12 protein-coding genes are annotated in these 21,669 nt (G+C 60.9%); 9 read left to right on the forward strand and 3 right to left on the reverse strand.

What is annotated here, in order from left to right; all coding sequences use genetic code 11:
• A partial coding sequence (locus TU73_RS00005; RefSeq protein ID WP_156421183.1) for a retention module-containing protein occupies positions 1–6,146 on the reverse strand: 6,146 nt, incomplete at its 3' end.
• 339 nt (positions 6,147–6,485) lie between these two features.
• On the opposite strand from TU73_RS00005, the gene TU73_RS00010 reads away from it, so the two are divergent.
• The 9 genes from TU73_RS00010 (at position 6,486) to TU73_RS00050 (ending at position 18,445) form a co-directional block, all read left to right on the forward strand.
• Positions 6,486–7,841: a TolC family outer membrane protein gene (locus tag TU73_RS00010; protein ID WP_057010433.1), complete on the forward strand. Its 1,356-nt coding sequence runs from the start codon at positions 6,486–6,488 to the stop codon at positions 7,839–7,841.
• A 41-nt stretch (positions 7,842–7,882) separates the two neighbouring features.
• Entirely contained in the window at positions 7,883–10,039 is a 2,157-nt protein-coding gene (locus tag TU73_RS00015) for a type I secretion system permease/ATPase (RefSeq protein ID WP_057010851.1), read from the forward strand.
• The gene (locus TU73_RS00020) at positions 10,029–11,393 is read left to right on the forward strand and encodes an HlyD family type I secretion periplasmic adaptor subunit (protein WP_057010434.1); all 1,365 of its coding nucleotides are present in this window, start codon (positions 10,029–10,031) and stop codon (positions 11,391–11,393) included. The genes TU73_RS00015 and TU73_RS00020 overlap by 11 nt, the downstream gene beginning before the upstream one ends.
• A 215-nt stretch (positions 11,394–11,608) precedes the next feature.
• On the forward strand, positions 11,609–12,478 hold the full coding sequence (locus TU73_RS00025; RefSeq protein ID WP_057010435.1) for a TauD/TfdA dioxygenase family protein: 870 nt from the start codon (positions 11,609–11,611) through the stop codon (positions 12,476–12,478).
• Positions 12,479–12,538: 60 nt separating this feature from the next.
• Entirely contained in the window at positions 12,539–13,459 is a 921-nt protein-coding gene (locus tag TU73_RS00030) for a LysR family transcriptional regulator (protein WP_057010436.1), read from the forward strand.
• 247 nt (positions 13,460–13,706) lie between these two features.
• Positions 13,707–15,242, forward strand: coding sequence for an MFS transporter (locus TU73_RS00035; protein WP_057010437.1), 1,536 nt, complete (start codon positions 13,707–13,709; stop codon positions 15,240–15,242).
• 15 nt (positions 15,243–15,257) lie between these two features.
• Positions 15,258–16,316, forward strand: a complete 1,059-nt coding sequence (locus tag TU73_RS00040) for an HlyD family secretion protein (protein WP_057010438.1) — start codon at positions 15,258–15,260, stop codon at positions 16,314–16,316.
• Positions 16,313–17,755, forward strand: a complete 1,443-nt coding sequence (locus tag TU73_RS00045; protein ID WP_057010439.1) for an efflux transporter outer membrane subunit — start codon at positions 16,313–16,315, stop codon at positions 17,753–17,755. Before TU73_RS00040 ends, TU73_RS00045 begins: the two co-directional genes overlap by 4 nt.
• 105 nt (positions 17,756–17,860) lie before the next feature.
• A complete protein-coding gene (locus TU73_RS00050; protein WP_057010440.1) occupies positions 17,861–18,445 on the forward strand; it encodes a hypothetical protein in 585 nt (194 codons plus the stop codon).
• Positions 18,446–18,647: 202 nt separating this feature from the next.
• On the opposite strand, the gene TU73_RS00055 is transcribed toward TU73_RS00050, so the two are convergent.
• A complete protein-coding gene (locus TU73_RS00055) occupies positions 18,648–19,352 on the reverse strand; it encodes a DUF3142 domain-containing protein (protein WP_057010441.1) in 705 nt (234 codons plus the stop codon).
• Positions 19,349–21,511, reverse strand: coding sequence for a PA5441 family protein (locus TU73_RS00060; RefSeq protein ID WP_057010442.1), 2,163 nt, complete (start codon positions 21,509–21,511; stop codon positions 19,349–19,351). Before TU73_RS00060 ends, TU73_RS00055 begins: the two co-directional genes overlap by 4 nt.
• Between the last annotated feature and the right edge of the window lie 158 nt (positions 21,512–21,669).

Below are 21,669 nucleotides of genomic sequence, written 5' to 3' on the forward strand. Positions count from 1 at the left end.
TTGCCGCCTTCGCCGACGGTGGTGGTGGCAGTCAGCACCACATCGACCTTGTCGATGGTGTCGTTGATCGTAGTGGTGGCGCCGTTGCCTGCAACTTCCAGTTTTTCGAAGTTGCCGCCAGTGGTCTCAGTGATCTGGACGGTCTGGGTGCTCTTGTCGATGAACACGTCATCGGTCGGTGCAGGGACGGTCACGGTGCCGACGGTATCTCCCGCCTTGATGGTGATCGACGAGCCGTTATCCAACTTCAACGTAACGTCAGTGCCCGCTTTGTTGGAAAGCGTAGCGGTGTACGTAATCTGTCCACCTTCGTTAACTGCGCTTGGTGCAGTCAGCGTGACGGTGGTGGTGTTATCGGTGCCCGGGGTGTCAGTCACCGTCGTGGTGACTTTATCGGTCCCTGGAACCAGGTTCTCAAAGTGTTCGCCGCCGGTGACGCCTTTGATCGCAGTGGTGACAGTTTGATCGCCTTTGTAGACGTCATCTGGCGCCAAGACCGAAACAGTGCCGCTCGACTGATTCACACCGATAGTGATGGACTGGCCGTTATCCAGGGTGACAGTCAATGGATTGGTGATGTTAGTCACCGGCACGCCGTTTTTATCCACAAGGCTGGCGGTGTAGACGATGTTGCCGCCTTCGCCGACAGTGGTGGTGGCGGTCAGCACCACATCGACCTTGTCGATGGTGTCGTTGATCGTGGTGGTCGCACCGTTGCCTGCCACTTCCAGTTTTTCGAAGTTGCCGCCAGTGGTCTCAGTGATCTGGACGGTCTGGGTGCTCTTGTCGATGAACACGTCATCGGTAGGGGCCGGTACGGTCACGGTGCCGACAGTGTCGCCAGCTTTGATGGTGATCGACGAGCCGTTATCCAACTTCAAGGTGACGTCGGTGCCCGCCTTGTTGGAAAGCGTAGCGGTGTAAGTGATCTGGCCACCTTCGTTAACGGCGCTTGGTGCAGTCAGCGTGACGGTGGTGGTGTTGTCGGTGCCCGGAGTATCGGTGACGGTGGTGTTCACCGCAGCAGTACCCGGTACCAGATTTTCGAAATGCTCGCCGCCAGTCACGCCTTTGATCGCCGTGGTGACGGTCTGGTCGCCCTTGTAGACGTCATCAGGTGCAACAACCGAAACGCTGGCGCTCGATTCGTTAACACCGATGGTGATGGTTTTGCCGTTATCCAGGGTGACGGTAAGCGGATTGGTGATGTTAGTCACCGGCGCACCGTTTTTATCCACAAGGCTGGCGGTGTAGACGATGTTGCCGCCTTCGCCCACGGTGGTGGTGGCGGTCAGAACCACATCGACCTTATCGATGGTGTCGTTGATCGTGGTGGTGGCGCCGTTGCCTGCAACTTCTAACTTCTCAAAGTTGCCGCCAGCGGTCTCAGTGATCTTGACCGTCTGGGTGCTCTTGTCGATGAACACGTCATCGGTAGGCGCAGGGACGGTCACGGTGCCGACGGTGTCGCCAGCTTTGATGGTGATGCTCGAACCGTTGTCGAGTTTCAGCGTTACATCAGTGCCCGCTTTATTGGAGAGCGTAGCGGTATAGGTGATCTGGCCACCTTCGTTAACTGCGCTTGGTGCAGTCAGCGTGACGGTGGTGATGTTATCGGTGCCCGGGGTGTCAGTCACCGTCGTGATGACTTTATCGGTCCCTGGAACCAGATTCTCAAAGTGTTCGCCGCCGGTGACGCCTTTGATCGCAGTGGTGACAGTTTGATCGCCTTTGTAGACGTCATCCGGCGCCAAGACCGAAACAGTGCCGCTCGACTGATTCACACCGATAGTGATGGACTGGCCGTTATCCAGGGTGACAGTCAATGGATTGGTGATGTTAGTCACCGGCGCGCCGTTTTTATCCACAAGACTGGCGGTGTAAACGATATTGCCGCCTTCGCCCACGGTGGTGGTTGCACTCAGGACCACATCGACCTTGTCGATGGTGTCGTTGATCGTGGTGGTGGCGCCGTTGCCTGCAACTTCCAACTTCTCGAAGTTGCCGCCAGAAGCGTCAGTGATCTTGACGGTCTGCGTGCTCTTGTCGATGAACACGTCATCGGTAGGGGCCGGTACGGTCACGGTGCCGACAGTGTCGCCAGCTTTGATGGTGATCGACGAGCCGTTATCCAACTTCAAAGTGACGTCAGTACCGGCCTTGTTGCTCAAGGTGGCGGTGTAGGTGATCTGGCCGCCTTCGTTGACGGCGCTTGGTGCAGTCAGCGTGACCGTCGTGATGTTGTCGGTGCCCGGAGTATCCGTAACGGTGGTGTTCACCGCGGCAGTACCCGGTACCAGATTTTCGAAGTGCTCGCCGCCAGTCACGCCTTTGATAGCGGTGGTGACGGTTTGATCGCCTTTGTACACATCATCCGGAGCAATAACCGAAACGCTAGCACTCGATTCGTTAACCCCGATGGTGATGGTTTTGCCGTTATCCAAGGTGACGGTGAGCGGGTTGGTGATGTTGGTTACCGGCGTACCGTTTTTATCCACAAGGCTGGCGGTGTAGACGATATTGCCGCCTTCGCCCACGGTGGTGGTGGCGGTCAGCACCACATCGACCTTGTCGATGGTGTCGTTGATCGTGGTGGTAGCGCCGTTGCCTGCAACTTCTAACTTCTCGAAGTTGCCGCCAGTGGTCTCAGTGATCTTGACCGTCTGGGTGCTCTTATCGATGAACACATCATCGGTCGGTGCAGGGACAGTTACCGTACCGACAGTGTCACCGGCTTTGATGGTGATGCTCGAACCGTTGTCGAGTTTGAGGGTTACGTCAGTGCCTGCTTTGTTGGAAAGCGTAGCGGTATAGGTGATCTGGCCGCCTTCGTTAACGGCACTCGGAGCAGTCAACGTGACAGTCGTGGTGTTATCGGTGCCCAGGGTGTCAGTCACCGTCGTGGTGACTTTATCGGTCCCTGGAACCAGGTTCTCAAAGTGCTCGCCGCCTGTGACACCTTTGATAGCGGTGGTGACGGTTTGATCGCCCTTGTACACATCATCTGGAGCTACAACCGAGATAGAGCTGCTGGACTGGTTCACCCCGATGGTAATGGTCTGGCCGTTATCCAGGGTGACAGTCAATGGATTGGTGATGTTGGTTACCGGCGCACCATTCTTATCCACAAGGCTGGCGGTGTAGACGATGTTGCCGCCTTCGCCCACGGTGGTGGTGGCAGTCAGCACCACATCGACCTTGTCGATGGTGTCGTTGATCGTGGTGGGGGCGCCATTGCCGGCAACTTCCAGTTTTTCGAAGTTGCCGCCAGTAGTCTCGGTGATCTGGACGGTCTGGGTGCTCTTGTCGATGAACACGTCATCGGTTGGGGCCGGTACGGTCACGGTGCCGACGGTGTCCCCAGCCTTGATGGTGATGCTCGAACCGTTGTCCAGCTTCAAGGTGACGTCGGTGCCCGCCTTGTTGGAAAGCGTAGCGGTGTAAGTGATCTGGCCACCTTCGTTAACTGCGCTTGGTGCAGTCAGCGTGACCGTCGTGGTGTTGTCGGTGCCCGGAGTATCCGTAACGGTGGTGTTCACCGCAGCAGTACCCGGCACCAGATTCTCGAAGTGCTCGCCGCCAGCCACGCCTTTGATAGCAGTGGTGACGGTTTGATCGCCTTTGTACACATCATCCGGTGCCACAACCGAGATAGAACCGCTGGATTGGTTCACGCCAATGGTAATGGTCTGGCCGTTATCCAAAGTGACCGTTAACGGATTGGTGATGTTAGTCACCGGCGCACCATTCTTATCCACAAGGCTGGCGGTGTAGACGATATTGCCGCCTTCGCCCACGGTGGTGGTTGCACTCAGAACCACATCGACCTTATCGATGGTGTCGTTGATCGTGGTGGTAGCGCCGTTGCCTACAACTTCTAACTTCTCAAAGTTGCCGCCAGTGGTCTCAGTGATCTTGACCGTCTGGGTGCTCTTGTCGATGAACACGTCATCGGTCGGCGCCGGAACAGTCACAGTGCCGACGGTATCGCCAGCCTTGATGGTGATCGACGAGCCATTATCCAACTTCAACGTAACGTCAGTGCCCGCTTTATTGGAAAGCGTAGCGGTATACGTAACCTGTCCACCCTCGTTCGCCTCGGTCGGTGCCGTCAGCGTCACAGTGGTGGTGTCGATCGAATCAGTAACCGTAGTGACCGCCGGTGTGGTACTCGGCACCAGGCTTTCAAAATTGCCGCCGGTCGCGCCGGTGATGGTCGTGCTGATGGTGCTGCCATTGACGTAGACGTCATTGGGCGGCGTGTCCACGACCACGCTGCCGACGGACTCGCCCGCCTTGATAGTGATCACCGAGCCATTGCTCAAGGTGACAGTTACAGGCGTCTGCGCCGGGTTGGTCAAGGTCGCGGTGTAGGTGATCTGCCCGCCTTCGGTCACGGTTTCGCCAGCGGTCAGCGTGACGGTAGTGGCGTCGACCGAATCGGTGATGGTGGTGACCGCCGGCGTGGTGCTCGGCACCAGGTTTTCGAAATTGCCGCCGGTTGCACCGGTAATGGTGGTGCTGACAGTCGAACCATTGTTGTAGGCGTCGTTCGCTGCAGTATCGACAACAACGTTGCCCGCCGACTCGCCGGCCTTGATGGTAATCACCGAGCCATTGCTCAAGGTGACGGTCACAGGCGTCTGCGCCGGGTTGGTCAGGGTGGCGGTGTAGGTGATCTGGCCGCCTTCAGTGACGTTGCCGTCGGCTGTCAGGGTAACGGTGGTGGTATCGACCGAATCGGTAATGGTGGTGACCGCCGGCGTGGTGCTCGGCACCAGGTTCTCAAAGTTGCCGCCTGTTGCGCCCGTGATGGTGGTGCTGACGGTAGAACCATTGTTGTAGACGTCGTTCGCCGCAGTATCGACCACCACGGTGCCCGTTGACTCGCCCGCCTTGATGGTAATCACCGAGCCATTGCTCAAGGTCACGGTGACAGGCGTTTGTGCCGGATTGGTCAGGGTGGCGGTGTAGGTGATCTGCCCACCTTCGGTCACGGTTTCGCCAGCGGTCAGCGTGACGGTGGTGGTATCGACCGAATCGGTAATGGTGGTGATCGCAGGCGTGGTGCTCGGCACCAGGTTTTCGAAATTACCGCCAGTTGCCCCGGTGATGGTGGTGCTGACAGTCGAACCGTTGTTGTAGACGTCGTTCGCCGGGGTGTCGACCACCACGGTGCCCGTAGACTCGCCCGCCTTGATGGTAATCACCGAGCCATTGCTCAAGGTCACGGTGACAGGCGTCTGCGCCGGGTTGGTCAAGGTTGCGGTGTAGGTGATCTGCCCACCTTCGGTCACCGTATCGCCTGCGGTCAGCGTCACGGTGGTGGTGTCGATGGTGTCGGTGATCTGTGTCACGGCCGGGTTAGGGTCGAGGGTCAACACCAGGTTGCCGCCGCCGGTGGTACCGGTAACGCTGACGCTGATCTGGCTTGGATCGATGTAGGGGCTGTCGTTAGGGGCCAGGGGCACATTGACGGTGCCGGTCAGTTGGCCGGACGGAATGGTAATCACCGCGCCATTGGACAAGGTCACAGTCAGGTCGCTGGTGGAGGGCCGCGTAACGGTAGCGGTATAGGTCAGCACACCGCCGGCTTCGGTGATGGTGGGGGTTGCGCTCAGGGACAGGGTCGCGGGCTGCAGCGTCAAGCCGGAATCAGCAGTGCCTGGTGCGCCGGCCAACGCGTTGAGTGTCGAGGTGCCCTGGCCGAGAGGGCCGGTTGGGAAGCCAATGGTCGGGTCGACACGGCCGGCGGTAGCGTCCAGCACCACGAAGCTGTGGCCACCCCCCGCGGCGCCATTACCGGCAGCCGCTGCACCTGCGGCCGTGGCTTCCAGCTCGGTGGTCGGGTCGGCACCGGCGGCGATGGCTTGTTGCAGCTCGGCAACCGATGGCGCGGCCTGCTCAGCGGCAGCAGCCAGATTGGCGGTGGAGTCCGGCATATCGGCGCTCCACTGGGTGTCCCGGCCCAGGTCCAGGATGCGGCCGTTGGCCAGTTCCAGGCTCACCGCGCCCGATATGCCCGTGTCGATCTGGTCGCCTGCAAACAGGCGATCACCTTCTATGAGGACGCGACGTGTTCCTTCCGGAGAAATAACGAAAACTTGACCAACAATGCTTTTGACGATGGCAACAACACTGCTCATTAAAATTTTCTCCGGAGGTCCGTTTCGACAAATTCCATTTCGCAGCGCGCTATTAGCACTGCCAATTGGGGGGGCGTAGTCTACAAATGTATTGACGTCAAATATTTGGCTAGATTTTTTAACGATCTAGTTTGTGCCAAACTATTGACCTTATGGTCGCCATCCTAAACAATCGCTCCCGTAATGTCACATTGATATTTAAGCGGCGAACCGTCCTACATGTGTGAAGCAGTTCCGTTTTTTGAACTTTCCGACGTACGGTCATTACGGTAGCCATTATCCGACGCAGCGGTGCTAATCGCTGTGATTTGAGACAAGAAGTCCTGGGGAAATTTTTAAATGCGCCTGCACCTGTTCAAGGCAATTCCGTTCGTTCTCGCCGCCAGTTTCGTACAAGCCCAGACGCTGCCCCAAGCCATGCAACAGGCCTTGGATGTGCACCCGGAAATCCAGGCAGGTGTAAACAGCCGTATCGCCGCCGATTACCAATTGCGCGCCGCCCAAGGTGGCTACCTGCCGCGAGTCGACCTGAACGCCGGTTATGGCCGCCAAGGGACCGACAACGCCACTACCCGCGCCAACAATCCCAGCGGCAACCACTGGGACACGCTCAACCGCGGTGAATCCAGCCTGCGCCTGCAGCAAATGATTTTTGACGGTTTCGCCACCTCCAGCGAAGTCGGGCGTCAACAAGCCAACGTTAATTCCCGTGCCTATTCCTTGCTGGGTACTTCCGAGCGTACAGCGTTGACCGTTGCCCAGGTCTACCTCGAAGTGTTGACCCGCCGTGAGTTCGTGCGCCTGGCCGAAGACAACCTGCGCAATCACGAACGCATCTACGACCAGATCAAGCTGCGCACCGACCGCGGCGTCGGCAACGGTGCCGACCAGGACCAGGCCGAAGCGCGCCTGGCCCAGGCCCGCAACAACCTGATCACCGAGCAGACCAATCTGGCAGACGCGCAAACCAACTACCTCAGCGCCGTCGGCCAGATGCCCGACCAGCTCGAGCGCCCGGCGCCGTTCTTGGCCATGCTGCCGGCGGACCTGAATGAAGCCCGTCGCCAGATGCTCGACAACAGCCCGGTCCTGCGTTCGGCCGAGTCGGATATCTCCGCCGCCGAGAAACAGTACGAAGCCGCCAAATCCAGCTTCTACCCGCGCTTTGACGCTGAGCTTGGCACCAACGCCGACAACAACGTCTCCGGTGACCCGAACCACAGCAACGGCTGGGAAGCCATGGTGCGCATGCGCTTCAACCTGTTTGCCGGTGGCAGCAACAAAGCCGACCTGCAATCGAAGTCCTACCAGGCCAACCAGGCGCTGGACATTCGCAACAACGCCTTGCGCCAACTCAATGAAGAGCTAGGCTTGGCTTGGAACGCCCTGAACAACGCCAACGCGCAATTGCCGGTCGCCCAGCAGTACGTGGATCACAGCACCCGCGTACGCACGTCCTACCAGCAACAGTTCAGCCTTGGTCAACGTACCCTGCTGGATTTGCTCGACAGCGAAAATGAATTGTTCACCGCTTCCCGCCGCCTGGAAGAAATCAAGAACATTCAGTTATTTACTCAGTACCGAATCAAGGCGACCATGGGCGAATTGCTCAAGAGCCAGGGAGTGGTTGCACCAATGGCCTCCGTCGTGCAGAACGACGTGAAACCTAAAGTCCAACTGCCTGGGATGAATTGAGCCACCCCAATAGCCCCATCTGTTAGTCGAGAGTGCACCGCGTGGAACCTGAAGTCAGTCGAGTTCATCTCAGTCATGATCCACGCGCACTGCACGACGACCCGTTACTCGACGGGTTGTTGGCGCTCTGCGCCCTGCATCAAAAACCGGCCAGTGCGGCCATGCTCACCACCGGCCTGCCGCTGCCTTCGCAACGGTTGAGTGCCGAGCTGCTGCCGCGTGCCGCTGCGCGGGCCGGGCTGCAGGGCCGGCTGCTGCAACGCAAGCTGGATCAGATCCCGACCATCGCATTACCGGCACTGTTGTTGCTCAAGGACGGTCGCAGTACCGTGCTGGTCGGCTGGCAGGGCGAAGATGAAGCGCGGATCCTGCTCAGTGAAAGCGACGGCGGTGAAGTGCTGATCAAGCGCGAAGCATTGGCCGACGACTACATCGGCAAAGTCTTCTTTGCACAGCCGCAACACAAATTCGACGTCAATCACGGCAGCCTGATTCCGCGGGCGCGGTCGTGGTTCCGTGACACCCTCATGCGTTCGCGCTGGCTCTACACCGACGCCATCGCCGCCAGCTTCCTGATCAACATCATTGCCATGGCCGCGCCGCTGTTCGTGATGAACGTGTACGACCGCGTCGTGCCGAACCAGGCCACCGCCACCCTGTGGGTGCTGGCCGTGGGCATCTGCGGCGCGTACCTGTTCGACCTGGTTCTCAAGAGTCTGCGCAGCTTGTGCCTGGACCTGGCCGGCAAGAAAACCGACCTGGTCATATCGGCCACGCTGTTCGAACGCATCGTCGGCATGTCCATGAAGTACCGCCCGGCACGGGTCGGCAGCTTCGCCCAGAATATCCATGAGTTTCAAAGCCTGCGCGACTTCCTCGCGTCGCTGACCCTCACCAGCCTGATCGACCTGCCGTTCACCTTGCTGATCTTCCTGGTGATAGCCATCCTCGGCGGCCATCTGGTGTGGGTGCCGGTGCTGGCGTTCCCGCTTGCCCTGGGCATCGGCTATGCCCTGCAAAAGCCCTTGGTGGCAACCATGGAACGCACCATGGCCCTGGCCGCCGAGCGCCAATCGAGCCTGATCGAGACCCTCGCCGGGCTCGACGCGGTCAAGGTCAACAATGCCGAAAGCGAGCGCCAATACGGCTGGGAACAGACCATCGGCACCCTGAGCCGGCTTGAGCTGCGGGTGAAGTTGCTGTCGGGTCTGTCGATGAACATGACCCTGCTGATACAGCAATTGGCCGGCGTGATCATGATCGTGTTCGGCGTGTACCAGATCATCGACGGCAACCTCAGCATGGGTGGCCTGATTGCCTGCTACATGCTCAGTGGCCGCGCCCTGAGCCCGCTGGCCTCGCTATCGGGCCTGCTGACGCGCTACCAGCAAGCCAAGGTCACCATGACATCGGTGGACCAGATGATGGAGCTGCCCCAGGAGCGCAATTTCGACGAGCGCCCCATGAGCCGCCGTACCCTGCAGGGCGCCATCGAGTGCCGGGGCCTGAATTTCACCTACCCGAACCAACAGAACCCGGCGCTGAAAAACATCAACCTGGTGATCAAGCCCGGGGAAAAAATCGGCATCATCGGCCGCAGCGGCTCGGGCAAAAGCTCCCTGGCCAAATTGATCGTCGGCCTGTACCAGCCCGACTCCGGCGCGTTGCTGGTAGACGGCGTGGACGTACGCCAGATCGACGTCAGCGAGCTGCGCCACAACATTGGCTACGTTGCCCAGGACATCCAATTGCTCGCCGGCACCTTGCGCGACAACCTGATATCCGGGGCACGCTACGTCGAGGACGAAATGGTCCTGCAAGCCGCCGAACTGGCCGGCGTGCACGAATTCGCCCGCCTGCACCCCCAAGGTTACGAGCTGCAAGTCGGCGAGCGCGGGCAGAACCTGTCCGGAGGCCAGCGCCAGAACGTCGCCCTGGCCCGAGCGCTGCTGCTCAACCCGCCCATGCTGCTGCTGGATGAACCCACCAGCGCCATGGACAACACCGGTGAAGAACGCTTGAAGCAACGCCTGCAAGCCGTGGTGCAAAACAAGACCGTGGTTCTGGTCACGCACCGCGCCTCACTGCTCTCCCTGGTGGACCGCCTGCTGGTGGTCGACCGTGGGCAGATTCTCGCGGACGGCCCGAAAGCCGTGGTCATGGAAGCGTTGAAAAAGGGGCAGATCAGTGTTGCTTAACTCCATCAAGAGTGCGGTCGGTCGCTATTTCAAAGGTTCCGACTCGCTGCAGGGCCAGCCCCTGCCCGAGGTCAACAAAGCCCTGATCGAAGATGCGCCGCGGGTCATCCGCCTGACCATCTGGGCAATCATCGGGTTCTTCGTGTTCCTGGTGGTGTGGGCAGGGTTTTCCCAGATCGACGAAGTGACCCGTGGCGACGGCAAGGCGATTCCGTCGTCCAAGTTGCAGAAAATCCAGAACCTGGAAGGCGGTATCGTCGCCGAGCTGTACGTCAAGGAAGGCCAGATCGTCGAAGCCGGTGCGCCATTGATCCGCCTCGACGATACGCGGTTCGTCTCCAATGCCGGGGAAACCGAAGCCCTGCGCCTGGCCATGCAACTGCGAGTGGAGCGCCTCAGTGCACAGGTGGACGATCGCCCGCTGAACATCCCTGACGACGTGCTCAAGGCCGCGCCGAGCCAGGCTGCCAACGAGCGCTCCCTGTATGAAAGCCGGCGCCAGCAATTGAAAGACGAAGTCGGCGGCTTGCAGGAGCAACTGGTACAGCGCCAGCAAGAGCTGCGCGAGTTCACCTCCAAGCAGGGCCAGTACCGCAGCCAGTTGTCCCTGCAACGCCAGGAAATCAACATGTCCGAGCCGCTGGTGGCCCAGGGCGCGGTGTCGCCGGTAGAAGTGCTGCGCCTCAAGCGCGCCGAAATGGAAACCCGCGGCCAGTTGGACGCCACCACCCTGGCGATCCCCCGCGCCGAGTCGGCGATCAAGGAAGTGCAGCGCAAGATCGACGAAACCCGTGGCAAATTCCGCAGTGAAGCCCTGACCCAGCTCAACGAAGCCCGTACTGAACTGAACAAGGCTGAATCCACCGGCCGCGCTCTGGAAGACCGCGTCAGCCGTACCCTGGTCACCTCGCCGGTGCGCGGGATCGTCAAGCAGCTGTTGGTCAATACCGTCGGTGGCGTCATCCAGCCAGGCAGCGACATGGTCGAAATCGTGCCGTTGGACGACACCTTGCTGGTGGAAGCCAAGATCCGTCCGCAAGACATCGCCTTCCTGCACCCAGGGCAGGAAGCGGTGGTCAAGTTCACTGCCTATGACTACACCATTTACGGTGGCCTCAAGGCCAAGCTCGAACGCATCGGTGCCGACACCATCACCGATGAAGACAAGAAAACCACCTATTACATGATCACCCTGCGCACCGACCGCAGCCATCTGGGCACCGATGAGAAGCCGCTGCTGATCATCCCGGGCATGGTCGCCTCGGTGGACATTATCACTGGTAAGAAAAGCATCCTCAGCTACCTGCTCAAGCCAATCATCAAGGCACGGGCCGAGGCGTTGCACGAGCGTTGATCTTCAGCGCCTGTACCGACCTCATCGCAGGCAAGCCAGCTCCCACATTTGAATGTGTTCACAAATCCAAAATGTGGGAGGGGGCTTGCCCCCGATGAGGCCGTCAGCATCACTCGACAGCTCAAACCAAACGCCATATCGATATGCATCAACGGTATTTAAACTTCCATTCTCATACCTATAAATTCACCCCCTGTCCGCCGGGAGTGAATTCAATGTCCGCCACCACCGCCCAAACCTTCGACATCCACCCCTTCCCCGGCAGTGTAGGCGTCGAGATCATCGGCCTGGACTTATCCCGCCCAGTCAACGAGCAGGACTTCGCCCGCATCCATCGCGCACACTTGGACCACCACGTCATCGTGTTCCGCGACCAGCGCATCACCCCCGCACAACAGATCGCCTTCAGCCGCCGTTTCGGCGTGCTGCAGATCCACGTACTCAAACAGTTCCTGCTGGCCAACCACCCGGAAATCCTGATCGTCTCCAACATCATCGAGAACGGCCAACCCCTCGGCCTGGGCGATGCAGGCAAGTTCTGGCACTCGGACCTGTCCTATAAGGAACTGCCCAGCCTGGGCTCGATGCTCCACGCCCAGGAACTACCCGTCGAAGGTGGCGACACCCTGTTCGCCGACATGCACAAAGCCTGGGAGCAACTGCCCGAGCACCTGCGCAACGCCGTGCAAGGGCGCAGTGCCGCGCACTCCTACACGGCGCGCTACAGCGAAACCAAATTTGAAGGCAACTGGCGCCCGACCCTGACCCCCGAACAAATCGCCCAGGTCGCAGAAGTGGTGCACCCCATCGTGCGCACCCACCCGGAAAACGGCCGCGAGGCGCTGTTCGTCAGCGAAGGCTTTACCACGCGCATCGTCGGCCTGCCAGATGATGAAAGCCGCGACCTGCTGGCCCAGCTCTACGCCCACAGCGTGCTGCCGGACAATATCTACCGCCACCAGTGGCAGCCCCACGATCTGGTGTTCTGGGACAACCGCTCGCTGATCCACCTGGCCGCTGGTTGCCCAAGCCACCTGCGCCGCAAGTTGTACCGCACCACTATCCAGGGGGATGCGCCTTTCTGAACCGGTAAAGCCTGTTAGGATTGCGCCCAGTTCACTCCCAATCGAACACGAGTGCTTGGCATGCAACTACCGGACATGAACCTGCTCGTCGCCCTCGACGCCTTGCTCGACGAGGGCAGTGTGGTCGGCGCTGCGCGGCGAATGAACCTCAGCCCGGCGGCTATGAGCCGCACCCTCACGCGTATCCGCGAAGCGGTAGGTGACCCGATTCTGGTACGTGCCGGCCGCGGCCTGGTGCCGACGCCCAAGGCCCTGGAGTTGCAAGGCCAGGTGCGCACCGTGGTGGAGCAGGCGGCGTTGCTGTTTCGCTCGGCGGACCAAGTGGACTTGAGCACCTTGCGCCGTCGCTTCAGCGTACGCGCCAATGACTTCTTCATCGGCGTCTATGGCGGCCGCCTGTTCGACACCATGGAGCGCGTGGCACCGCTGTGCGAGTTGCGCTTCGTGCCCGAAGGCGACACCGACGACGAAGCCCTGCGCGAAGGGCGCCTGGACCTGCGGGTGAGCAACACCATGCCGGCCAGCCCGGAAGTGAAGGTGCAGAACCTGTTCTCCACCACCTTTGTCGGCCTGGCGCGGCAAGACCACCCGCTGTTCGACGAAGAAATCACCGCCGCACGCTTTGCCAGCTATTCCCACATCAGCATTTCACGTCGTGGCATTGCTCGTGGGCCGATCGACACCGCGCTGAATGAGCAGGGCCTGGAGCGTCGTGTGGCGATGATCGCGCCAGGCTTCCACGGTGCGATGTTCATGTTGCCGGAATCCGATCTGATCATGCCGGTGCCGAAGGAAGCGCTGCTGAGCGCCAAGCGCCTGAATTTGCCACTGCGCGCATTCCCGTTGCCGATCTCCTTGCCGACCCTGGTATTGGCCCAGTCCTGGCACCCGCGCTTCGACAAGGACCCGGCGCACAAATGGCTGCGCGAAACCATGCGCGAGAGCTGTCATGCCACGTGGCTTGAAGCCCAACCGGTATAAAGCCAACGCGGTCAATGTGGGAGCTGGCTTGCCTGCGAAGGCGGCCTGTCAGTCACTAAATCTGTTACCGAACTGGCGCTATCGCAGGCAAGCCAGCTCCCACATTGGCCATGTATTGCCCATGAAATCAGCGCCCGACACAGATCAGTTGCGTCTAGCGCACTTATAACCTGCCAACAAGTAACTTTTTGTCATGAGAGTGCCTGATTAAACTGCTCAGGTATTTCTCATTCCGAGTTACCTGTTCATGACATCCCTCGCTGCCCCCACTTTCCAGGCCGCAGCGCCACCTGTTGCTCCAAGCCCGCCCGTGTTCGGCCCGCGCATCATCATCGGCCTGGTCGGCGTGCTGCTGGCGGTGCTGGTCTCCGGTCTCAACGAGATGGTCACCAAGGTCGCCCTCGCGGATATCCGCGGTGCGCTGTACATCGGCTTTGACGAAGGCACCTGGCTGGTCGCGGCCTACACGGCGACTTCCGTAGCGGCCATGGCCTTCGCGCCGTGGTGTTCGGTGACGTTTTCCCTGCGCCGTTTCACGTTGTGCGCCATCGGTTTGTTCACCGTGCTGGGTATTCTCTGCCCGTTCGCGCCGAACTACGAAAGCCTGTTGCTGCTGCGTACCGTGCAAGGCCTGGCCGGTGGTGCGCTGCCGCCGATGCTGATGACCGTGGCGCTGCGTTTCCTGCCGGCCAACGTCAAGCTGTATGGCCTGGCCGGCTACGCTCTGACCGCCACCTTCGGCCCAAGCCTGGGCACCCCGCTGGCGGCGTTGTGGACCGAATACGTGGGCTGGCAATGGGCATTCTGGCAGATCGTCGCGCCTTGCCTGCTGGCCATGGCGGCGGTGGCCTACGGCCTGCCACAAGACCCGCTGCGCCTGGAGCGCTTCAAGCAGTTCAACTGGCGTGGTTTGCTATTGGGCTTCCCGGCGATTTGCATGCTGGTGATCGGCCTGTTGCAGGGCAATCGCCTGGACTGGTTCGAGTCGGGCCTGATCACCTTCCTGTTGGGTGGCGGCACCCTGTTGCTGGTGCTGTTCATGCTCAACGAATGGTCACAGCCGCTGCCATTTTTCAATTTGCAGATGCTCGGATTGCGCAACCTGGCCTTCGCCCTGATCGTGTTGGCAGGCGTGCTGATGGTGCTGACCTCGGTGATCATCATCCCGTCCAGCTTTCTCGCCCAGGTCCAGGGTTACAGGCCGCTGCAAATCGCGCCAGTGATGCTGCTGATGGCGCTGCCGCAGTTGATCGCGTTGCCACTGGTGGCGGCGCTGTGCAACCTGCGCTGGGTCGATTGCCGCTGGGTGCTGGGCATTGGCCTGAGCATGTTGGTGTTGTGCTGCATCGGCAGCTCACACCTGACCTCGGCGTGGATCCGTGACGACTTTTATGGCTGGTACCTGCTGCAGATTTTCGGTCAGCCGATGGCCGTATTGCCGCTGCTGATGCTGTCTACCGGCAGCATCCAACCCATCGAAGGGCCGTTCGCCTCGGCCTGGTTCAACACCGTCAAGGGCCTGGCCGCCGTGGTCGCCACCGCCGTGCTGGACACGCTGACCACTCAGCGTCAGCACTTCCACTCGACCATGCTGGTAGACCGTCTGGGCAATTCGCCCCTGGCCGACGCCGACGCGTCGGGCCTCGCCCACCGCTTGCACGAGCAGACCGTGGTGCTGACCTCTTCGGATCTCTATGTCGTCATGGCCGGTGTCGCGGTGACGTTGATTCTGCTGATTTTCTGGATGCCCACGCGGATCCATCCGCCTCGCGCTCCGACCTGACCACAAGGACTTTCCATGAAACGCAAAGACAAAATTGCCGTCTCCGTTATTGCTGTATTTACCGTCGGCGTGTTGGTTTACCTGGTTGCGCCGGGCGTGCTGGGCAGCAAGCACCAGACCACCAATGACGCCTTCGTCGCCGCCGACTTCACCCTGGTGGCGCCGCGGGTGGCAGGTTTCATCAAGGAAGTGCTGGTAGAAGACAACCAGCGCGTCAAGGCCGGCCAGCTGTTGGCGGTGATCGATGACCGCGACTTCCGCGCCGCCGCCCAGGCTGCCGACGCCGATACCCTGGTAGCCCAGGCCCAACTGAAAAACGCCAGCGCGACCCTGGAGCGCCAAAGCTCGGTGATCGCCCAGGCCCAGGCCACCGTGGCTGCTGATCGCGCCGAAGTGGCCTTCGCCGAACATGAGCTGAATCGCTACAACCACCTCGCCGGCGTCGGCGCGGGCACGGTGCAGAACGCCCAGCAAGCCAAGACCCGCATCGACCAGGCCACCGCGCGGCTGGCCAAATCCACCGCAGTGCTGGCCGCCGAACGCAAGCAGGTGGAAATCCTCACCGCCCAGCGAGACGCTGCCGAAGGCGGCCTCAAGCGTGCCCAGGCGGCGTTGGAAATGGCCAGTTATCAGTTGTCCTACACACGCATTGTCGCGCCGGTCGATGGCATGGTCGGCGAGCGTGCAGTGCGGGTCGGCGCCTATGTGACGCCGGGCAGCAAGATCCTCGCGGTCGTGCCCCTGGCCCAAGCCTATGTGGTGGCCAATTTCCAGGAGACCCAACTGTCCCATATGCATGCCGGCCAGGCAGTGCGGGTCAGCGTCGACAGCCTTGACGGCGAGCTGCTCAAGGGCCACCTGGAAAGCCTGGCGCCGGCCACGGGCGTGACCTTTGCGTCGGTCAAGCCGGACAACGCCACCGGCAACTTCACCAAGGTGGTGCAGCGTATCCCGGTGAAGATCGTCCTCGAGCCGAACCAGCCCCTGACCGAGCGCCTGCGTGTTGGCATGTCGGTGGAAGCCAGCGTTGATACGCGGCCCGTCACGCAACAACGTGAGGTGGCCCAGCAATGAGACACCTCGCCTGGCTCACGCTGAGCCTTATCAGTCTGAGCGCCTGCACTGTCGGCCCGGATTTCCAGCGGCCCAATGCCCCGCCCATCAGCCAGTGGAGCGAGCCCCAGGGTCGCCAAGCCGCAAGCCGCGCCGTCAGCGACCCTTTGCAGGAGCGCTGGTGGGACGTGTTCCAGGACGCGCAGCTCTCAGCCCTGACACGCCGCGCCCTCAGCGACAACCTCGACCTGAAGCTGGCCAGCAGCCGTCTGCAACAAAGTCGCGCCATCCGCCAGGTGACGACGGCCGAGCGCTACCCCAATGTCGATGCGGGCGGCGGTTACCAGCGCAAACGCAACAGTGGCAGAGGCTTGAACGACCCTTCCGGCGAGAACGGCCGCGCAGCCTTCAACCAATGGGACATGGGCTTCTCGGCCGCCTGGGAGCTGGACTTCTGGGGCCGCGTAAAGCGCGAAACCGAGGCTGCCGACGCTACCCTTGAGGTCGCCGAAAACGACCGCCGCGCCGTGTTGTTGTCGGTACTGGCCGAGACTGCCCAGGACTACATCCAGCTGCGCGGCGTGCAGAACACCCGTGCCGTTACCGAGCAAAACCTCGACGTGGCCCGTCACAGCCTCAAGCTCTCGCAACTGCGCCTGGCTGATGGCGTAGCAACCGACTTGGACGTGGCCGAAGCCGCCGCCCAGGTAGCGGCCATCGAAGCGCGCCTGCCGGATCTGCAGCAGCGTCAGGACCAGTTGATCAACGCCCTGAGCCTGCTGATGGGCGAGCCGCCCCAGGCCCTGCACGCACAGCTGTCCAAGGACGCCCCTGTGCCGCAAACCCAGCGTCAGGTCGCCATTGGCCTGCCCTCGGAACTCGCCGAACGCCGTCCCGACATCCGCCAGGCAGAAGCGCGCCTGCACGCCGCCACTGCCAGCATCGGCGTGGCCAAGGGCGACTTCTACCCGCGCATCACCCTGTCCGGCAGCCTCGGCTCCCAAGCCATGCAGCTGTCGGACTTCGGCTCCTGGGGCTCCCGCGCATTTGCCCTCGGCCCGCAATTGAGCTTGCCGCTGTTCAACGGTGGGCGCCTGCAAGGCATGGTGGATTTGCGCCAAGCCCAACAACAGGAGGCCGCCGTGGCCTACCAGCAAACCGTGCTGCGTGCCTGGCATGAAATCGACGACCAGTTGACCCGCTACAACGCCAGCCAACTGCGCCGTGACAGCCTGGCTGAAGCCGTGCGCCAGAACCAGATCGCCCTCTCCACCGCGCAACACCAGTACGTCGAAGGCGTGGCGGATTTCGTCAACGTACTCACCGTGCAGAGCGCATTGTTGGCGACGCAGGAGCAGTGGGTAGAAAGCTCCACCGCCGTGTCACTGGCCATGGTCGGGCTGTACAAAGCGCTGGGAGGAGGGTGGGAGTCGGTGTACCCGTTGCAAGTCGCTCAGTGACGATTGTGTGAAGTCGAGCGTAGGAATGTTCCTGTTTTCGAGATGGGGGCACTAGCCAGGAACATGAGCATTAATCTTGCGGGACTGCCCTCAAGAGTCGTCCTTATGTTCATATCTGAAAACCCCTATGCAGCACCCCAAGCTGATCTCAAAACTCCGTCAACTGGCGCATCGACCTTTTTTATCGTCGCACCACGCAAGTTGGTATTGATGGTGCTGCTGTCCCAAGGCTTCTATACGTTTTACTGGTTATACAAACATTGGAGTGCTTATCGCGCCGCAACGGGGGGCCGTGTACTGCCGCTTGTTCGAGCCTTTTTTTCGATCTTTTTTCTTTATGCGCTGGTGATGAAAATCAAGCAGGCGCTTGATCTGAAAGACCCGGCTTATCGGTGGTGGCCTCGCTGCTTTGTGCTTGGCTGGATAATCTGCGCCTTCCTGCCTTTTACCTATGTGTGGTTCGTCTCGTCGCTTACCGCATTGAAGGTGGGCCTGTGCTTTGCAATCGCGCAGGTCGCGATGAGCGTGCAGATTCAGCATGCGGTGAACCACTTGGAAAATGATTCGACAGGCCAAGCCAACCACCGTCTAACGTGGGCCAACGGTATTTGGATCTGCATCGGCGTGTCTTTCTGGGTGATTGCGATCAGCTCCGCGCTCGGCCTGGGGGCGTTCGTTGTGGAGCAGTGATAAAAGCGACCTTGAGCAACGACCTGAGCGCCTCGCCGCTCAAGCGCAAAGGCGTGAAACTGGCGATGAACTTGCGAGCCTCACCCACTGTAGGAGCGAGCTTGCTCGCGAAGAACGTATCGGCGGCGCGGGCTATCTGATAGCGCTGCATTATCGTTCACGTCTTTCGCGAGCAAGCTCGCTCCTTGTTGATATTCAGCCTTCACGGGTTTTGCAAGAACACCACATACCCTCGAAACCACTCACTTCCCTGTAAATACCCCGGCGCCTGCCACTCGCCTCCCTGAATCAAGCCGACCTTGAACGGCATCCCCAGCCGATTCATCCGCGGCAAATACGCGGCATGGTCTGGGATGCTGTGCCGCCCCTGATACGTCTGCACCACCACTTCATCCACCACGCCCTTGAGCTGGGCGATGGCGGCCGGGTCGGCGTTGCTGCTCCAGTCCATCAGCCCGGTGATGCTCAGGCGCAGGTCGGCGGGCAGGCGTTGGCGCAGGTCACGCAGGAAGTCGGCGTATTCGTGCAGGTATTGGGTGCGAGCATCGAAGTCGATCTGGATACCGATCACCGGGTTGCCGGCGTCACGCCAGCGTTGCACCTGGCCCAGCACTTGGGTGTAGACCCGTTCCGGCCAGTGCAGGGTGTGGGCGCGGTACACCACCCAGACTTGGCCTTGGCTAATGCGCGGCACGCTCATGCCCTGGGCGATCAGTTGTACGCCGCGCTGGGGAGCGCGGCGGGTGGAGTTGATCTGGCCTTGCAGGATATACAGGGTTTTTGCCTGCTTGATCACCGGCTGGGGCGTGACGCCACTCCACAACCAGAAGGCGTCGTAGTCGCCAGCGTTAACTGCGCCAAAGGCCGGGCTTGCCAGCAACAGCAAGCCTAGCCACAGCGGCTTCACCAGTAGTACTGCAGCGATTTGCCCCACTGGGTATCGGCAAAACCGGACTTGAGTTGGCGGAACCAGGCTTTGCGCACCGCCGGCGCCACGTCTTCGCCGCCGCAGCTGTTGTAGCCGGCCGGCGCGTAGCAATTGATGGCGCGGAACAACGCATAAGCCTTGTCGGTTTTCGGCGCCTTGGCGTTGGCGATCACCTGTTTGTAGCCGTCCAGGCGCGAGAAGGTTTCACCCTTGAAGTCCGAGGCGGTACTGCCCAGGCTGCCGGCGGCCCGCGGTTGTTCCAACGGCATGCCGTCCAAGCCGTTGCGCAGGATGAATTCACCGAAGCAGTTCAAGGCGTGCGGGTTTTTGGCCTCGTCCTGCAAGGTCGCGGCGGTTTGCGCGATGCTTGGGCAGGCGTAGCCGGATTCGGCTTTGTCACCGTTCCACTGGAACAGCTTCAAGCTCTGACCGCTGGTGTAGGTGTAGCCCAGGCTGGTGCCGAGCTTGTCGTCAGCGAGCGAGGCTTGCTTGAGATCATCGGCAAAGGTGGCGTACTGGCCGCGCAGCAGGTCTTTGTAGAGCAGCACGAATTGCGCACTCTGGCGCTCGATCGGGTCGCTGGCCTTGGCGATCTGCTGGCGCAGCAGGTCGGGGCCGGCGACGTTGCGCAGCAGGATGTAGCGCACCTGCTTGGCACTGATCGGCGAGTCGGCGGCGAACACCTTGGCCAGTTGGCCGCTGCGCTCGTAGTTCATCGCCAGGGCCAGCTCCAGCTGGTCACGCTGCAGCGGTTGCTTGGCCAGGGGCAGCAGTTGCAGCCACAGGGCTTCGGCGCCTTGCCAGTCTTGCTTGGCTTCCAGGGCCAGGGCGCGCAGGGTCTGCTGGCTGAAGGCGAAATAGTCGAGGCTCGACGGCACGCTGTCGGGCAGATGCTTCAAGGCGTCGTCGGGCTGATGCTCGACGTACAGGGCATACGCCGCTTGCAGGTAGTCGAACAAGGCCGGCTCGTTGGCAAAAGTGCTCTTTTGCTTGTCGAGGTCTTCTCGGCTCAGGAGCGGCGGCGTATGAGCACGCATCGCCATCAGGTCACTGACCACCTGCAGCATCGGGCTGTTGGCCGACTTGTTGCCGACCATCAGCAACTTCAGGTCGGCTTCTTCCACCAGTTCGTCGACGCTCACATTACGCTGGGCGTCGGTGGCTTCGGTGAGTTGCCAGGTGAAGTCTTCTGCGAGCTTGGCGTCGTCGTTTGCCAGCCAGTGCACGCGGCGCAACAGGCCGCGGGCGGACGCAACGTAATCGCCCTGTGGAAAATGTTTCAGGTAACTGAGAAAACCTTCCTCGGCATCGCTCAAAGCCGATTTATCCACATGCTCGCGTTGCGGCATGCCGTATTCGTCGAAGGCTTCGGCCTGGGCCTGATTCAGTGAAGTACGCGCAGTCATGTACAGCGCCGTTTCCTTCAGCCACGGCACATCGCTGGTGGAGGCGGCGGCGAACCCGCGCTCGGCGTAATCGAAACGCCCGCTGTAGAAATCGCCGGCGGCCTGCAAATAGGTACGGAACAACTGGGCGTTGGCCGACGGGGTCAGCTGCGCGTCCACTACCTGGCGGCTCCAGTCACAGGTGGTCAGCAACTGCAGGCGTGCTTTTACCAACAGGTCGCGCTCGGCGGGCGGCATCTGGGCTTTGATCACCTGGCTGATAAACGCCGTGGCGCTGTCATCGTCATTGCTGCGGCAACGGCTGCCTTCGCCATTCAGGAAGGCTTCGCCTGCGGTCTTGTACTCCTCGCGCTTGATGCCCAGGGGCTGGAGCAGCGTGTCGAGTTCAGCCGTGCGCGAATCGTCAGCTTTGTTATCCGGCTCCTCATTCGTGGCTGGAACCGGCACCAGGCGATACACCGGGAATGGCACCGGGCCGAACCCTTGGGCCAAATCGTCTTCGCCCAAGGCATTGGGAGCCAGTGGCGCGGCTTTTTTGTCGGCCAGCAACAGGCGCAGGTTGACCCGGCTGTCATTGCCCGGGCTCAGGAACGGTACGTTGTTGCAAGGGGCCAGGCTGTCACGCGAGACACGCCAGTCGGGGTAGCAGGAATCGTCGGAGCTGGCCTGGGCCTGCTGGGAAATACCCGCCAGCAGGGCCAGCGCCAGGGGAGATAGAAAGCCGATGCGCATGAGGTGACCTTGATCCTGGATCCTTGGAGGACGCCAATCATAACGTGTTCCTACTCAGGCTTCGGTGAAGCCCTACACAAATTGCTGATTTGTCTGATGGGCGTAGTGGCAATTTAGTCCCGCTGCCCTAGACTGCGGTCATCTCAGGGAGAAGTACG

Source organism: Pseudomonas libanensis (genome assembly GCF_001439685.1).
Taxonomy (GTDB): Bacteria; Pseudomonadota; Gammaproteobacteria; order Pseudomonadales; family Pseudomonadaceae; genus Aquipseudomonas; species Aquipseudomonas libanensis.